12 protein-coding genes are annotated in these 15503 nt (G+C 74.0%); 6 read left to right on the top strand and 6 right to left on the bottom strand.

The features are described 5' to 3' along the window. Positions 1 to 88: 88 nt before the first annotated feature. The 3 genes from ACQPWW_RS25880 to ACQPWW_RS25870 all read right to left on the bottom strand — a co-directional run bounded on the left by ACQPWW_RS25880 (position 89) and on the right by ACQPWW_RS25870 (position 4392). Complete coding sequence (locus ACQPWW_RS25880) at positions 89 to 1339, bottom strand: DUF222 domain-containing protein (protein ID WP_433126126.1); 1251 nt, start codon at positions 1337 to 1339, stop codon at positions 89 to 91. 176 nt (positions 1340 to 1515) lie between these two features. Further along, positions 1516 to 2361, bottom strand: a complete 846-nt coding sequence (gene panB / locus ACQPWW_RS25875) for a 3-methyl-2-oxobutanoate hydroxymethyltransferase (protein WP_433126125.1) — start codon at positions 2359 to 2361, stop codon at positions 1516 to 1518. 273 nt (positions 2362 to 2634) lie between these two features. Beyond that, positions 2635 to 4392, bottom strand: coding sequence for an NAD+ synthase (locus tag ACQPWW_RS25870; RefSeq protein ID WP_433126123.1), 1758 nt, complete (start codon positions 4390 to 4392; stop codon positions 2635 to 2637). 259 nt (positions 4393 to 4651) lie between these two features. Between ACQPWW_RS25870 and glnA the strand changes: the two genes are divergently transcribed. From glnA to ACQPWW_RS25855, 3 genes are all read left to right on the top strand, one after another. Then, on the top strand, positions 4652 to 6001 hold the full coding sequence (gene glnA / locus ACQPWW_RS25865; RefSeq protein WP_393324420.1) for a type I glutamate--ammonia ligase: 1350 nt from the start codon (positions 4652 to 4654) through the stop codon (positions 5999 to 6001). 60 nt (positions 6002 to 6061) lie between these two features. Beyond that, positions 6062 to 6754: a helix-turn-helix transcriptional regulator gene (locus ACQPWW_RS25860; RefSeq protein ID WP_433126122.1), complete on the top strand. Its 693-nt coding sequence runs from the start codon at positions 6062 to 6064 to the stop codon at positions 6752 to 6754. A gap of 148 nt (positions 6755 to 6902) precedes the next feature. Further along, a complete protein-coding gene (locus tag ACQPWW_RS25855) occupies positions 6903 to 7274 on the top strand; it encodes a VOC family protein (protein ID WP_433126121.1) in 372 nt (123 codons plus the stop codon). Between the two features lie 156 nt (positions 7275 to 7430). Here ACQPWW_RS25855 and ACQPWW_RS25850 read toward each other — a convergent pair whose 3' ends face one another. Beyond that, a complete protein-coding gene (locus tag ACQPWW_RS25850; RefSeq protein ID WP_433134564.1) occupies positions 7431 to 7913 on the bottom strand; it encodes a hypothetical protein in 483 nt (160 codons plus the stop codon). Positions 7914 to 8096: 183 nt separating this feature from the next. Here ACQPWW_RS25850 and ACQPWW_RS25845 point away from each other — a divergent pair, with 183 nt between their 5' ends. Further along, positions 8097 to 8996, top strand: a complete 900-nt coding sequence (locus tag ACQPWW_RS25845; RefSeq protein WP_433126120.1) for a Vgb family protein — start codon at positions 8097 to 8099, stop codon at positions 8994 to 8996. A gap of 11 nt (positions 8997 to 9007) precedes the next feature. Here ACQPWW_RS25845 and ACQPWW_RS25840 read toward each other — a convergent pair whose 3' ends face one another. Further along, entirely contained in the window at positions 9008 to 9943 is a 936-nt protein-coding gene (locus ACQPWW_RS25840) for a S66 peptidase family protein (RefSeq protein WP_433126118.1), read from the bottom strand. Between the two features lie 104 nt (positions 9944 to 10047). Here ACQPWW_RS25840 and ACQPWW_RS25835 point away from each other — a divergent pair, with 104 nt between their 5' ends. Beyond that, positions 10048 to 10815: a type 1 glutamine amidotransferase gene (locus tag ACQPWW_RS25835; protein WP_433126117.1), complete on the top strand. Its 768-nt coding sequence runs from the start codon at positions 10048 to 10050 to the stop codon at positions 10813 to 10815. Continuing rightward, positions 10815 to 13835 carry a bifunctional [glutamine synthetase] adenylyltransferase/[glutamine synthetase]-adenylyl-L-tyrosine phosphorylase gene (locus ACQPWW_RS25830; protein WP_433126115.1) on the top strand — a complete coding sequence of 1007 codons (3021 nt, stop codon included), beginning with the start codon at positions 10815 to 10817 and terminating at the stop codon, positions 13833 to 13835. The genes ACQPWW_RS25835 and ACQPWW_RS25830 overlap by 1 nt, the downstream gene beginning before the upstream one ends. A gap of 11 nt (positions 13836 to 13846) precedes the next feature. On the opposite strand, the gene ACQPWW_RS25825 is transcribed toward ACQPWW_RS25830, so the two are convergent. Continuing rightward, on the bottom strand, positions 13847 to 15493 hold the full coding sequence (locus ACQPWW_RS25825) for a hypothetical protein (RefSeq protein WP_433126113.1): 1647 nt from the start codon (positions 15491 to 15493) through the stop codon (positions 13847 to 13849). Positions 15494 to 15503 lie beyond the last annotated feature (10 nt).

The following is a 15503-nucleotide window of genomic DNA, read 5'->3' as shown; positions in this document are numbered from 1 at the left end:
CGTCAGCTCAAAGCATGCGCAGCATTCGGCCACGAGCTGTCGAGGCTGAACGGCGGCCTGCTCGAGGTGAATGGTCGCCCCAGTCTGGTCACGTCCGTCGGTGGTAGTGGTTGCGGCGGGGGACCTGTTCGGGGTCGAGCCAGGCCGGTGGAATGAATTCGGGGTGGCCGTCGCCGCCCAACCGGACGGCCCACTCGCCGTGGTGGAGGTGCCGGTGGTGGTGACCGCAGAGCAGCACCGCGTTGGGCAGGCTGGTGTCGCCGCCGTCGGCCCAGTGGTGGATGTGGTGGGCGTCGCACCAGCGGGGTGGGCGGTCGCAGCCGGGGAAGGTGCAGCCGCGGTCGCGTAGGACGAGGGCGCGGCGGAGGGGGCCGGTGATGAGGCGGCGTTGTCGGCCGACGTCGAGTGGTTGGCCGGTGGTGCCGAGGACGGCGGGCAGGATGGCGGCGTCGCAGGCGAGGCGGCGCACGGTTGCCGGGGTGAGCTCGAAAGCGGTGTCCAGCGTGCCTGCGCCGAGTTGTCGGGTGAGGCCGTCGTAGCTGGTGGTGACGACGATCTGGGCGGCGTCGCCGCCGTGGTCGGGTAGCTCGCCGGTGCGCAGGCTGAGCCGACAGACATCGGCGAGGGCGTCGTGGCGGCGTTGCCCGGGGGACCGTTGGTCGTCGGGCCCGGTAGGAGCGGTCAGTGGGTCGATCGCGGCGCGGAGCAGGCCGGCGGTTTCGGTGTCGAGGGTGCCGGTGAGGCGGAGTCGGCCGTCGGTGAGGGTGGACAGGGTGAGGTGGCGGTCGCGGGTGGCGCGGCGAGCTTCGGCGTCGAGGGCGGCCTGGGCGGCGGCGTCGGCGATGTCGGGTGCGACGTGGTCGAGGATGCGGGTGCCGAGTTTGCGGAGCAGGGTGGGGTCGAACTGCCCGGCCCACTCGACAAGCAAGCCGACGGCCTTGTCGGCGGCCGCGGTGCCGGCGGAGGTCTGGACCGTGTCGACGGTGTCGGCGATGACCCGGGCCTGCTCGACGGTGATGTCGGCATCGGCCAGTGCCTGCCGTATCGCGGGGTTGCCGGTGTCGAGAGTGGTGGCCAGCTCGACGAGACGGCGGGCGGTGGGGACGGTGAGGTGGAGGCGTTCGCGCAGCCAGACCGCCGTGGAGGACGCGCCCTGCGCGGTGGGCGTGCCGCGACCGTCGAGTTCGCGGATCACTGCCAGTTTGACGGCGGCGAGGCGCTGCTCGATGCGGTGCGCGGCGTCGAGCGCCGCGATCAGCTCCTGCTCGGGCAGAGCCCAGGTGGCGGAGCCGGCGCAGCCCAGGACTGCTGCCTCGGCCTGCGCCAACCCCTCCACCATGACCCGAGACTAGAACACCTGTACGACACTTTCAGTTGCCATGATCGATCAATCCGGCCCGGCCACCTGTCACGGCGACGCGGCCCGCCCGCCGGCCACGCGGCCCGGCTACCGCAGGCCACGGGTCGTGACGGCCGTGGCCTGCGAGAGCCGGTAACTGGAGTTCGTGGACCGCTCTAGAAGGTGTGTTCGGCGGTCGGGAACTCGCCGCCGCGGACCTCGTCGGCGAAGCGGCGGGTGGCGTCGGTGAGGGCGCCGGCCAGGTCGGCGTACCGCTTGACGAAGCGTGGCGCCTTTCCGGTGCGCAGCCCGGCCATGTCCTGCCAGACCAGCACCTGCGCGTCGGTGTCCGGGCCGGCGCCGATGCCGACCGTGGGGATGGGCAGTTCGTGGGTGATCCGCTTGGCCACCTCACCGGGCACCATCTCCAGCACCACGGCGAACGCGCCCGCCTCCGCCACCGCCCGCGCGTCGGCGAGCACCTCGTCCGCGGTGTCGCCCCGACCCTGTACGCGGTAGCCGCCCAGTGCGTGTTCGCTCTGCGGCGTGAAGCCGATGTGCGCCATCACCGGGATGCCGGCACCGACGATCGCGGCGATCTGGGCGGCGCAGCGGCGGCCACCCTCCAGCTTCACCGCGTGGCAGCCACCCTCCTTCATGAACCGGACGGCGGTGCGCAGCGCCTGGGTCGGGCCCTCCTCGTAGGAGCCGAACGGCAGGTCACCGACGACGAGTGCCTGCCGGGTCGAGCGCACCACGGCCCGTACCAGCGGAAGCAGGTCGTCGGCGGTGACCGGCAGGGTCGTCTCGTAGCCGAACACGTTGTTCGCGGCCGAGTCGCCGACCAACAGCACCGGTACGCCGGCCTGGTCGAAGATCCCCGCGGTGTACTGGTCGTACGAGGTCAGCATCGGCCACCGTTCGCCGCGCTCCTTGGCGGCGATCAGGTCACGGGTGCGGACCCGACGGGTGGCCGGTCCGCCGTACAGCGCGGTCACCTCGTTCGGAGTGGACTCCACCATCTCTGTCTCCCTTCCTCGAGGCCGCCTGCGCGGTCCCCGGGTTCCGTCGCGATCGTCGCACCGCGAGACGGGCTGACGGCAGGGCCCAGTGCGAGATGTCACTCCACCAGCGCGGGGCCGCCCCGCCTGGCCAACCGGAACCGCGCCGCGAGGTCACCGCGCCGCGAGGTCACCGCGCCGCGAGGTCACCGCGCCGCGAGGTCACCGCGCCGCGAGGTCACCGCGCGGCGGCGCCGGGCCGCGTCACCGACCCGGCACCCCCAGGGGTACGGCTCAGCCGTGCTCGCGCCACCGGTTGGTGATCGGTAGGCGGCGGTCCCGGCCGAACGCCTTCATGGAGATCTTCGTGCCCGGTGCGGACTGGCGTCGCTTGTACTCGGCGGTATCCACCAGCCGCAGCACCTTGTCGACCACCGCCGGGTCGTGGCCCGACTCGACCAGCCCGTCGCGGCCCAGGTCGCCGTCGACGTACCCGATCAGGATCGGGTCCAGTACGTCGTAGTCGGGCAGGTTGTCGCTGTCCAGTTGGCCCGGGCTCAGCTCGGCGCTCGGTGGCTTGCCGATCGAGTTCTCCGGAATCGGGGCGGTCTCACCGCGCCGGTCCGCGTCCCTGTTGCGCCACTTCGCGAGCCGCCAGATCAGCGTCTTCCAGACGTCCTTGACCGGGTTGAAGCCGCCGACCGAGTCGCCGTACAGCGTGGAGTAGCCGACTGCCAGCTCACTCTTGTTGCCGGTGGTCAGCACCAGATGGCCCTCCTGGTTCGACAGCGCCATGAGGATCACGCCACGGACCCGGGCCTGCAGGTTCTCCACGGCCACCCCGGACAGCGACAGGTTGGCCAGGAAACCGTCCACCATCGGCTGGATCGGCTCGACGCGGTAGTCCAGGCCGGTGCGCTTGGCCAGGTCGGCGGCGTCCTCCCGGGAGTGCTCGGAAGAGTGCTGACTGGGCAGCGACACCCCGACCACCCGGTCCGGCCCCAGGGCGTCGACGGCCAGCGCGGCCACCACCGCCGAGTCGATGCCGCCGGAGAGGCCGAGCACCACCGACGGGAACCGGTTCTTGTTCACGTAGTCGCGCAGGCCGAGCACGAGCGCCTGCCACACCTCGGCCTCGTCGGCCACCGGCTCGATCAGCCCGCCGGTGGCGGCCGGGCCGGACGGCGTGGCCGGAATGCCGTCCAGCGTGTGGTGCAGGATCCGCATGCCGTCCGCCACCGTCTCCGTGGTCGGCGCTGTGGTGGCGGCCGGCAGCTCGACGTCGTGCACGAGCAGGTGCTCGACGAACTGCGGGGCCCGGGTGAGCAGGTCACCGTCGGCGCTCACGATCATCGAGTCGCCCTCGAAGACCAACTCGTCCTGGCCGCCGGTCATGTTGACGTACGCGATGGCGGCGCCCGCCTCGGCGGCCCGGCGGCGGACCAGCGGCAGCCGGATGTCGTCCTTGTTCAGCTCGTACGGGGAGCCGTTGATGTTGACCACCAGGCCGACGCCGGCCTGCCGGGCGGCGGCGAACGGCCCGCCGGACTGCCACAGGTCCTCACAGATGGTCAACGCGACGTCCACGCCGCCGATCCGCACCACGGTCAGCGCGTCGCCGGAGACGAAGTAGCGGTCCTCGTCGAAGACCCCGTAGTTGGGCAGGTGGTGCTTGAAGTAGCGGGCGGCGACGGTGCCCCGGTGCAGCAGCGCGGCGGCGTTGCGGGCGCCCCGGCCCGGCTCGGCGTCCCCGCTGACCTGCGGCGGCCCGTCGGCGTCCAGGTAGCCGACCACGACCGGCAGCTCCCCGAGGCCGTCGGCGGCGAGGTCGGCGGCGAGCCGCTCGATGGCGGCCTGGGAGGCGGCGACGAAGGAGCGCCGGAAGACCAGGTCCTCGACCGGGTACCCGGTCAACATCATCTCCGGGAAGAGCACCAACTGGGCACCGGCATCGGCGGCCTGGCGTGTCCAGCTGCGGACCAGGTCGGCGTTTCCGGCGAGGTCGCCGACGCTCGGGTTGACCTGGGACAGGGCGAGACGCAGGGTGGGCATGTCCTCATCTTGCCCCAGCCTGGACGGGACAATCCCCACCCTCCGACGAGATGGCCGCCACGCTGTGGCGGACGGGCCTGCGGAGCTGTGGCGGTTGGGCCCGTCGGCGGTGGGGCGCGCGTCCGCCGAGCGGGAGGCGAGGGGACGACGGGCGGCAGTTCGCGTAACGTCTGCGTAACCAGGCCCGGGAAGACTGGGCGATCAGGTCGGGTGCAGCCCGACCAAGGCGGACAAAACAGCGTCGCGAGGGGTTGGGGAAGTGGACCGTCAGCAGGAGTTCGTCCTCCGTACGCTGGAAGAGCGGGACATCCGGTTCGTCCGGCTGTGGTTCACGGACGTGCTGGGCACGCTCAAGAGCGTTTCGGTGGCGCCGGCCGAGTTGGAGGCCGCCTTCGAGGAGGGCATCGGCTTCGACGGCTCGGCGATCGAGGGTTTCGCCCGCGTCTTCGAATCGGACATGGTCGCCATGCCCGACCCGACGACCTTCCAGGTGTTCCCGTTCGAGGGCGGGGTCAGCGGCGAGAGCGCCCGGATGTTCTGCGACATCCTGCTGCCCGACGGCGGTCCCTCCTGGGCCGACCCCCGGCACGTGCTGCGCCGCGCGCTGTCCAAGGCCGCCGAGAAGGGCTTCACCTTCTACACCCACCCGGAAATCGAGTTCTTCCTGCTGGAGAACGGCCCCCAGGACGGCTCGGTGCCCACCCCGGTGGACACCGGCGGCTACTTCGAGCACACCACCCACGCCGTGGCGCGCGACTTCCGCCGTCAGGGCGTGCTGGCGCTGGAACGGATCGGCATCTCGGTGGAGTTCAGCCACCACGAGGTCGCGCCCGGCCAGCAGGAGATCGACCTGCGCTACGCCGACGCGCTGACCACCGCCGACAACATCATGACCTTCCGGCACGTGGTCAAGGAGGTGGCGCTCTCCACGGGTGTGCAGGCCAGCTTCATGCCGAAGCCGTTCACCGACCAGCCGGGCAGCGGGATGCACACCCACCTGTCGCTGTTCGAGGGGGAGCGCAACGCGTTCCACGACGGCGGCGACCCGATGAAGCTCTCCAAGGTGGCGAAGTCGTTCATCGCCGGCCTCCTGGTGCACGCCCGGGAATACACAGCGGTCACCAACCAGTGGGTCAACTCGTACAAGCGGCTCTTCCCGCAGGCCCTGCCGGACCGGATCACCGAGAGCCCGGCGTACGTCTGCTGGGGTCACCTCAACCGGTCCGCGCTGGTCCGGGTTCCCGCGTACGGCAAGCCGAACTCGGCCCGGGTCGAGGTCCGTTCGTTGGACTCGGCCACCAACCCGTACCTGGCCTTCGCGGTACTGCTCGGCGCCGGTCTGAAGGGCATCGAGGAGGGGTACGAGCTGCCGCCGGGCGCCGAGGACGACGTCTGGTCGCTGACCAGCGCCGAGCGGCGTGCCATGGGGTACGAGGCGCTGCCGGAGAACCTCGCCGAGGCGATCGACGTGATGGCCGAGTCCGAGTTGGTCGCCGAGGTGCTCGGCGAGCACGTCTTCGACTTCTTCCTGCGCAACAAGCGGGCCGAGTGGGAGCAGTACCGCCGGGAGGTCACCCCGTACGAGCGGCAGCGCTACCTGGCGCTGTAAGCGCGAGGCGCGCCCGCTGGTGGCTGCCGGGCGTCGTACCCCGGCCGTAGCGTGCCGGGCATGAACCGTACGGACCGGCTCTACGCGTTGGTCGAGGAGCTGCGGGCGGTGTCGCCACGGCCGCGCAGCGCGCGCTGGCTCGCGGTCCGCTTCGAGGTGAGCAGCCGGACCATCGAGCGGGACATCGGCGCGCTCCAGGAGGCTGGTGTGCCGATCTGGGCCGAGCCGGGGCGCACCGGCGGCTACGTCCTGGACCGCAGCCGCACCCTGCCGCCGGTCAACCTGACGGCGGCCGAGGCGGTGGCGATGGCCGTGGCGCTGCACCGGCTCGACGGCACGCCGTTCGCCGGGCCGGGCGCCACCGCGCTGCGCAAGCTGGTGGCGGTGCTGCCGGCCGCCGACGCCGCCGAGGCGCACCGGCTCGCCGGCCGGGTGCACCTGATCGGCGACGGGCCGGCCACGCCCGTCCCGGCCACCGTCGCCGACGCGGTCGCCGCCCGGCGGGCGCTGCGCATCCGGTACGCCGACCGCGTCGGCGCGGACTCGGTGCGCGACGTCGAACCGTTTGGCTACCTGGGCAATTCCCGGCACTGGTATCTGCTCGCCTGGTGCCGGCTCCGCGCCGAGCCGCGGTGCTTCCGGACCGACCGGATCCGGAGCGTCCAGGCGCTGCCCGACGTGGTGGTCCGGGAGTTCCGCCTGACGGATCTGGACATCCCGCACGAACGGGTCCGCCCGCTGAGCCTGGTCTGAGCCGCGCCGGTGGGCGGCCGCGGGTGGCCCGGTCGGGAGAAACCCCGTCGGGTGATCCGGAAACACCGACAGGACGGTGTCGCGGACGACCCCGAGACTGCTCCGGACGGCGGCCGGACGACCGGCACGCACAACCTGGAGGCAGCAGATGTCAACGACGCCCATCACCTGGTTCGAGATCGGCACCGACCGGCCGGAGGAGGCGGAACGCTTCTACGGGGAGATGTTCGGCTGGACCTTCGAGGAGCAGGGTTCGGCCAACGGCGGGTCCTACCGGGTGACCGGGGCCGGCGGCGACACCGGAATCGCCGGGGCGATCCGGGCGACCGACGGGACGTCGCCGAACTACGCGGTGTTCTACGCCGAGGTCGCCGACGTGGCGGAGACGTGCCGACGAGCCGAGGCGGCCGGCGGCCGGGTGCTGGTGCCGGTGCGGACGACCCCGAGCGGGCTGAGCTTGGCGCACCTGCTCGACCCGGCCGGCAACCGCCTGGGGGTGTTCACGCCCCCGCCGGCCTGAAGCCCCAGCGGACGCCCGTGCGCGTGGGCGGGCGGTGAGCGACTCGGTTTCCGTGATTCGGCGGTGTCGCGCCGTCCTGGATACCACCGGATTGCGGACGTCGAGTGGATCAAGCGTCGGGGCAGGCCCGGTTCGGCCAGGGCCTGCCCCGAGGGATTACTTGTCGGGCGTGGCCGCGGGGGCGCCGGGGCCGCCGGGGGCGCCGTGACCGCCGTGAGCGCCCGGACCGCGGTGGCCGCCGGGGCCGGGGAAGACGCCGGCCTCGATGGCCTTGGTGATGGCGTCGGCCTGCTCCTGGGTGAGCTTGCCGTCCTTGACCGCCTGGTCCAGCCGTTGCTTCAGCGCCGCCTTCCGGTCCTCGGCGGACGGGCGCTGCGGCCGATCGGCCGGTCGGTGCTGCTCGCGGACCTTCTCCAGCGCGGCGGTCACCTTGTCGGTGGGGACGCCCAACTCCTTGGCGAGGGCCTCGGCGAACTCGTTCTGCCGGTCGGCCTTTGCCCCGGGAGCCGGGGCGGTGCTGGCGCTCGGCGTCGGGGTGTCCGCGGCGAAGGCGATGGTCGGGGCCGCGATCCCCACGCCGAGGACGCCGGCGGTGGCCAGGCCGGCCAGCAGATGCTTCCGACGGATGGTGCGGGACATGCTGTCCTCCAGAAGGTCGGTGATACTGCTTGTCATCACCGACAGTGACCAGTCAGCCTGGGCGCAACCCGTGGCGAACCTGTCAGCGGCCTGACAATCCTGGTGGGCGGGTGGACAAATCGGTTGCGTCGTCGCTGGCGGAACCGTCAGGGTTGGCGGTCCACCGAGGGAAGGACGCAGCCCGTGCTGAGCGTGGAGATTCGGGAGATACCGCTCGTCGGGCCGGACGCCGGCCCGTACGGCATCACGGCCGGCCCGGACGGCGCGCTGTGGCTGACGCTGGTCCACGGCGGAGGGATCGCCCGCCTGGGGGTGGACGGCGTGGTCCGGACCTACCCGCTGGATCCGCCGGGCGGCCGTCCGCTGATCATCACGGCCGGGTCGGACGACGCCCTCTGGTTCACCCGCTCGGGGGACGACCAGCTCGGTCGGATCAGCGTCGACGGCGCGCAGCGCACGATCGCCCTGCCGACCGGCACCGGGCCGGGCGGTATCGCCGCCGGCCCCGATGGCGCACTCTGGTACGCCGGGATGACCTCCGACACGATCGGCCGGGTGGACACCGACGGCACGGTGAGCGCGTTTTCGCTGCCGGTGACCGGCGGGTTCGCCTCGATGATCACCGCCGGCGCGGACGACGCCCTCTGGTTCACTCTGCACCGGGCGAACGCGATCGGCCGGATCGACCTCGCTGGCACTGTGACGCTGCACCCGTTGCCCACCCCGGACGCCGGCCCGGTCGGCATCACGCTCGGCGGCGACGGTGCCATCTGGTTCGTGGAGATCGCCGCCGGTCAGCTCGGCCGGATCACCCCGGACGGCCGGATCACCGAGTTGCCGCTGCCGGACCGGTCGGCCCGTCCGCACGCGATCGTCGCCGATCCGGCCGGTGGCGTCTGGTTCACCGAGTGGGGCGCCAACCGGATCGGTCACCTCGATCCCGCCGGCCGGATCGACGGCTACGACCTGCCCACCCCCGGGGCCGAACCGCACGGCATCACGCTCACCGCCGACGGCGTCTGGGCCGCCCTGGAAATCGGCGCGGTAGCCCACCTGACCCCCACCCGCAGCCCGGCGGGTTGACGTCGGCGGGGTTACTGGACGGCGGCGGCCACCGTGAGGGTGTTTGCCTCGGTGTCGAGTGTCGCAGTGGTGCCGAACGGAACCGTCAGCTGCCCGTGGCCGTGGCCGATCGGCAGGCCGCCGAGCACCGGCACGCCCAGGTCGCCCAGGCGTTCGGTGAGGACGTCGACGACTGTGGTGTCCCACCCGTCGCCACACTCGGTGAACTGCCCGACCGCCACGCCGGCCAACCCGTCCAGCGCGCCCGCCCGACGCAGGTGGGTGAGCATCCGGTCGACCTTGTACGGGGGTTCCTGCACGTCCTCGATCAACAGCACCGCGCCGGTCAGGTCGGGCAGGTCTGGGGTGCCGATCGTCGCGGCGATCATGCACAGGTTGCCGCCGAGCAGGGTGCCGGTGGCGCGACCCGGGACGCGGACGCCGAAGGTGTCCTCGGTGGGCATCGCCGTGACCGACACCGGCTCGGTCGTCATCAGCGCCGCGTGCAGGGACTCGGCGGACCGCAGCGGGGTCCGCTCGTCCCGCCAGGCCGCCCCCGGGCCGTGTACCCCGGCCAGCCGGGCACCCCGCCACAGTGCGAACTGCAACGCGGTGATGTCCGAGAAGCCGGCGACCACCTTCGGGTCGCGGCGGACGGCGGCCATGTCGATGGTGTCCACGATCCGCTGGACGCCATACCCGCCGCGGGTGCAGATCACCCCGCGGACCTGAGGGTCGGCGAACGCCGCGTTCAGGTCGGCGGCGCGCAGGTCGTCGGTGCCGGCGAGGTAGCCGTGGCGGGCGTACGCGTTAGGTGCCGGCACCGGCCGCAGCCCCCAGCCGATGAGCAGCTCCATCCCCCGGGCCACCCGCTCCGGCGAGGTCGGCCCGGACGGTGACACCAGCAGCACCGTGTCACCCGGTCGCAGCACGGGCGGGCGGACGGCGGCAAGATCCTCGTTGATCACAACCGCAGAGCCTAGCGACCCCGGCGGATCCCGGACGGACGCCCGGCGCACGCATCCCGGTGGCGGGGCGTGGCCCCACGCGGCGCACCGGCTAGCCTCGACGGGTGGCAACCGCGCTGGTGATCGAGAACGCCCCGACGGACGACGCGCGCCGGCTGGGTGAGTGGCTGACCGAGGCTGGGCTGGAGCTGTGGGTGGTACGCCCGCACGCTGGTGACGAGCTCCCCGCCGATCTGGAGGGGTACGCGGCGCTTGTGGTGCTCGGCGGCCCCCAACAGGCGTACCCGCTGCCGGACGGCTCACCCGGCGCACAGTGGTTCCCCGCCGTGGAGGGCCTGCTGCGCAAGGCGGTGCGGCACCGGGTGCCCACCCTGGCGGTCTGCCTCGGCGCACAACTGCTCGCCACCGCGCACGCCGGGCTGGTCGAGCGGAGCCCGTCCGGCCCGGAGATCGGCCCCGGCGTGGTCGGCCGGCGCGACGCCGCCGAGAACGACCCGTTGTTCCGGTACGTGCCGTTGATCCCGGACGTGCTCCAGTGGCACTCCGACGAGATCACCGAGCTGCCCCGGGCCGCCACCCTGCTGGCCGCGTCCACCCGTTACCCGCACCAGGCGTTCCGGCTCGGCGACCGGGCCTGGGGGTTGCAGTTCCACATCGAGTGCGACGCCGCGATGATCGCCGACTGGGCCGCCGACTCGACCCAGCTCGCCGAGCTGGGCTACGACCCGGAGCTGGTGGTGGCGGCCTGCGTCTCGGTGCTGGCCGACGTCGAGGAGGCCTGGCAGCCGTTCGCCGCCCGATTCGCCGCGCTTGCCCTCGGCGAGTTGGACGACAGCACGATGCGGCGCGGCCTGCCGCTGCTCGGGCACTGATGAGCCGGCCGACCAGGGCACCGGGCCGGCTCGCCCGGTACGGCTTCGGCACCACCGAGGGCGACGGCGGCGCGCGCGCCGCGGACCTGCTCGGCCCGGACGGGCTGCGGCTGTGGCGGCCGGTCGAGCAGGAGCCGGCCGACGAGGTGGCCGCGGAGTTGCTCGCCGCGCTGTCCCGGGCCGCCGACCCGGACCTGGCGCTGCGCCAGTTGCACCGCATCGTGGAGGCCGAACGCCGGCCGACCGACGGCGTCGGCGACTCGTCGCTGCTCGCGGAGCTGCACACCGACCCGGGGCTACGGCGGCGACTTGTCGCGGTGCTCGGCGCGTCGGCGGCGCTCGGTGACCACCTGGTGGCCAACCCCGAACACTGTCTGGCGCTGCGGACCGCCCCGGACGGGCTCGCGCCGATCGCCGAGGGCCGGCTGGAACCGACCGGCGGCGGCAACCCGGTGGCGGCGCTGCGGACCGCGTACCGGTTGGCGCTGCTGCGGATCGCGGCGGCCGACCTGACCGGTGGGCGCGGCCTGGAACAGACGATGGCCGCCCTGTCCGCGCTGGCCGACGCGACGCTGGCCGCGGCGTACGAGATCGCCGTCACCGAGCTGGCCGAGGGCACCGAGCGTCCCCGGCTCGCGGTCGTGGCGATGGGCAAGTGCGGCGGCGGCGAACTGAACTACGTCTCCGATGTGGACGTCATCTTCGTGGCGGCCGAGGACGCCGACCTGTCGGCGGCGACCCAGGTGGCGACCCGGCTGATCCACATCTGTGGCCTCGTCGCCTGGCCGGTGGACGCCGCGCTGCGCCCGGAGGGCAACCGGGGTCCGCTGGTGCGCACCCTGGCCAGCCACCTGGCCTACTACCGCCGGTGGGCGCGCACCTGGGAGTTCCAGGCGCTGCTCAAGGCCCGCCCGGCCGCCGGTGACGTGCCGCTGGCCCAGGAGTGGATCGACCAGCTCGCGCCGCTGGTGTGGCGGGCGGCCGAACGCCCCGAGGCGGTCGAGGACGTCCGCGCCATGCGGCGTCGGATCATCGACCACATCCCGCCGAAGGAGCTGGAACGCGAGATCAAGCGTGGTCCCGGCGGGTTGCGTGACATCGAGTTCGCCGTCCAGTTGCTGCAACTCGTGCACGGCCGCGTCGACGAGACGCTGCGCGCTCCCGGGACCATCCCGGCGTTGCGCGCGCTCGTCGCCGGCGGCTACGTCGGTCGGGCCGACGGCGAGGCGCTGCTGCGCGGCTACCGCTTCCTGCGCAGCGTCGAGCACCGGCTCCAACTCCAGGCCCTGCGGCGTACCCACACCGTCCCGAGCGAGCCGGGCGCGCTGCGCTGGCTCGCCGCGGCGCTGGGTTTCACCGCCACGCCGGGGCGCAGCGCCGTGGAGAGCTTCCGGGCCGAGTGGGTCACCCACGCCACCGAGGTACGCCGACTGCACGCCAAACTGCTCTACCGGCCGCTGCTGGAGTCGGTGGCCCGGGTGCCGGCCGACGGGTTGCGACTCACCCCGGAGGCGGCCCGGCACCGGCTGGAGATCCTCGGCTTCGCCGACCCGGCCGGGGCGCTGCGTCACCTCCAGGCGCTCACCGGCGGGGTGAGTCGCACGGCGGCCATCCAGCGGACCCTCCTGCCGGTGCTGCTCAGCGAGTTCGCCGACGCGCCGGAGCCGGACCGGGGGCTGCTCAACTACCGCAAGGTCTCCGACAAGCTGGGCAGCACCCCGTGGTATCTGCGGCTGCTGCGCGACGGCGGCCCGGTGGCCCGGCGGTTGGCGCGGGTCCTCGCCCTGTCCCGCTACGTCGCCGACCTGCTCGCCCGGGATCCGGAGGCGCTGCGGCTGCTGGCCGTGGAGAACGAGCTGGCCCCCCGCCCGCCCGAGGTGCTCCGGGAGGGGTTCCTCGCGGCGGCGGCCCGGCACACCGACCCGGTCGAGGCCACCCGCGCGGTACGCGCGTTGCGACGTCGGGAACTGGTCCGGGTGGCCTGCGCGGACGTGCTCTGCCGGGCCGGCGCGCTCGCACCCACCCCGAGCCGACCGGACGGCGCGAACCGGCCCGCCGTCGGGCTTGTCGACATCACCGAGGTGGGCACGGCGCTCGCCGACGTCACCGACGCCACGTTGGCCGCCGCGCTGCGCGCCGCCCAGGCCAGTCAGCCGGCCCCGGCGGGGCTGCGGTTCGCGGTGATCGGCATGGGACGGCTCGGCGGGTACGAGTCGAACTACCTCTCCGACGCCGACGTGCTCTTCGTCTACGACCCGCCCGCCGGGACCAGCGAGAGCGACGCCAGCGCCGCGGCGCACGCGATCGCCGAGGAGTTGCGCCGACTGCTCGGCGTACCCGCCCCCGACCCGCCGCTGGGCGTCGACGCCGACCTGCGCCCGGAGGGCCGGCAGGGCCCGCTGGTCCGCAGTCTCGCCGCGTACGCGCAGTACTACGCCCGCTGGTCGCGGGTGTGGGAGGCGCAGGCGCTGCTGCGCGCCCGGTTCGTCTGCGGCGACGCCGACCTGGGCGCCGAGTTCGAAACCATGATCGACCCGGTGCGGTACCCGGCCGACGGGCTGACCCGTGAGCAGGTCGTCGAGATCCGCCGGATCAAGGCCCGGGTGGAGACCGAGCGGCTGCCCCGCGGCGCCGACCCGGCCACCCACACCAAGCTGGGCCGGGGCGGGCTCGCCGACGTGGAGTGGGCGGTCCAGCTCGTCCAGCTTCGGCACGCCGGCGCGGTTCCGGCGCTGCGCGGCACGCGTACCCTCGATGCCCTCGCGGCGGCCGAGCGGGCCGGCCTGATCGACCCGGCGGACGCCGCGGAGATGGCCGCCGGCTGGTCCCTGGCCGCGCAGGTCCGCAACGCGTTGATGCTGGTCCGGGGTCGGGCCGGCGACCAGCTACCCCGGCACGGGGTGGAGTTGGCCGGGGTGGTCCGACTGCTCGGGCGCGACGACCCGGGGGAGTTCCTCGACGAGTACCTGCGCACCGGCCGCCGCTCCCGCGCCGCCGCCCAGCGGGTGCTGGAGGCGTAGCGCCCGCGGCGTCAGCTGCCGAGGGTGTACTCGCCGGGGCGGGGCACGGTGACGGTGGCCCAGTCCCCGTCGGGGGTGACCGTGGCGCCGCCGGACGCGACAAGCCACCGGCTGTGCCGGACCCGGACCCCCACCGGGCCGGCGGTCGCGGCCCGGAAGGTCACCGCCGCGCCGTCGGCGCGGATCAGCTCGGCGGGCGCGGCGACAAGCGGCGTCGGGTCGACCACCGACCAGACCCGCCAGTGCGGGCCGGACCAGACCGGCGTCAGGTAGGGCAGGCCGTCCTCGACCAGCTCCGCCTCGGCCCGCCCCACCCAGGACAGCGGGGCGTCCGGCAGCGCCACGTACTGCACGGCGTTCTCCGCCAGCCAGGCCCGGTAGGTGGCCGGGGTCAGCGGCGCGCCGGTGCCGGCCGCGCCGGGCACTGTGGTGAAGAACAGCGGGTTGCGGTCGATGTCGGCCTGCCGCAGCCAACCCCGGGCCAGCGGCACCTCACCGAGCCGGGCCGCCTCCCAGTAGTTGCGGGTCGGCGGCACCTCGACCCGGCCGGTGAGCCGTTGCCCGGCCAGGAACGCGCGCAGCGGCGCGTGGTAGCCCGGCGCGCTTGTCGGGTCGCCGATGCCGCGCAGGTCGGCGGGGACCACCGGCGGCTGCCAGACGCAGACCACCACCAGCAGCGCGGTCAGGCCCGCAGCCGGGCGCAGCCGAGCCAGTCGAGCCGACCGCGACCGTCCGGCCGCCGCAGCCCCGGCCGGGGTGGCGCGCCGGGCCGACCGGCGGGCCAGCCGGTCGGCGAGCCAGGCGGGCGGGCCGGCGGCGGCGGCCAGCACCGGCAGCGCGAACATCGTCACCAGCCGGGTCGCGTTCAACCCCACCGGCGTGTGCACGACGGCGGCGGCGAGCACCCCGGCGGCGGAGAGCAGCGCGCCGAACCGCACCGGCCGGTACGCCACCAGCGCCGCCACCAGCAGGCTGGTCAGCACCGCGCGCACCGCGTCGGTGTGGCTGATGTTCATCCAGCCGCCGTCGCCGAAGAACAGCGCCGTCGCGGCCAGCGGCGCCGCCGCCGCGACACCGAGCGCCAGGCCGTCGGCGTACCGGCGGGTCAGCAGCAGCGCGACGCCCGCCAGGCCGACGAACAGGCCGGCCACCGGGCTGGTCGCCGAGGCCAGCAGCGCGCCGGCCGCGGCGACCCCGAGGCGCGCCACCGTCCGGGGCCGTCGGCCCGGGGGTACGCCGCGACTCAGCGCGAGCAGCGCCGCGAGCCCGAACGTCACGCCCAGGGCGTACGTGACCCGGCCGGAGACCAGGTTGCCGGCCAGCGTGACCACCCCGACCAGGCTGCCCAGCAGCGGTCGGGGCACCTCGCTGCGGACCAGCAGGGCGGCCAGCGCGGCGGCCGACGCCACCAGCGCGAGCGCGCCGGTCACCCGCACGCCGAGCAGCGCCATCACGGGCTGGGAGAGCAGGCTGTAGCCGAACTGCTGCACCCCGGCGTACCAGCGCAGGTCGACCGGAGTGGGGCCGTGGGCCGCGAAGAAGTCCGCCCGAGCCACCTGCGCGGCGAGGTCCGACCCCATCAGCGGCAGGGCCAGCCAGAGCGCGCCGAGCACGACGGCGGAACCGGTGGCCACCGCCACCACCCGACTGCGCCGCATGCCCACCTCC

The organism is Micromonospora sp. CA-240977, assembly GCF_050942285.1.
In the GTDB taxonomy this organism is placed as follows: Bacteria; Actinomycetota; Actinomycetes; order Mycobacteriales; family Micromonosporaceae; genus Micromonospora.
Note: the sequence above shows the minus strand (reverse complement) of the source record. Positions and strands in the feature narration are given on the sequence as shown.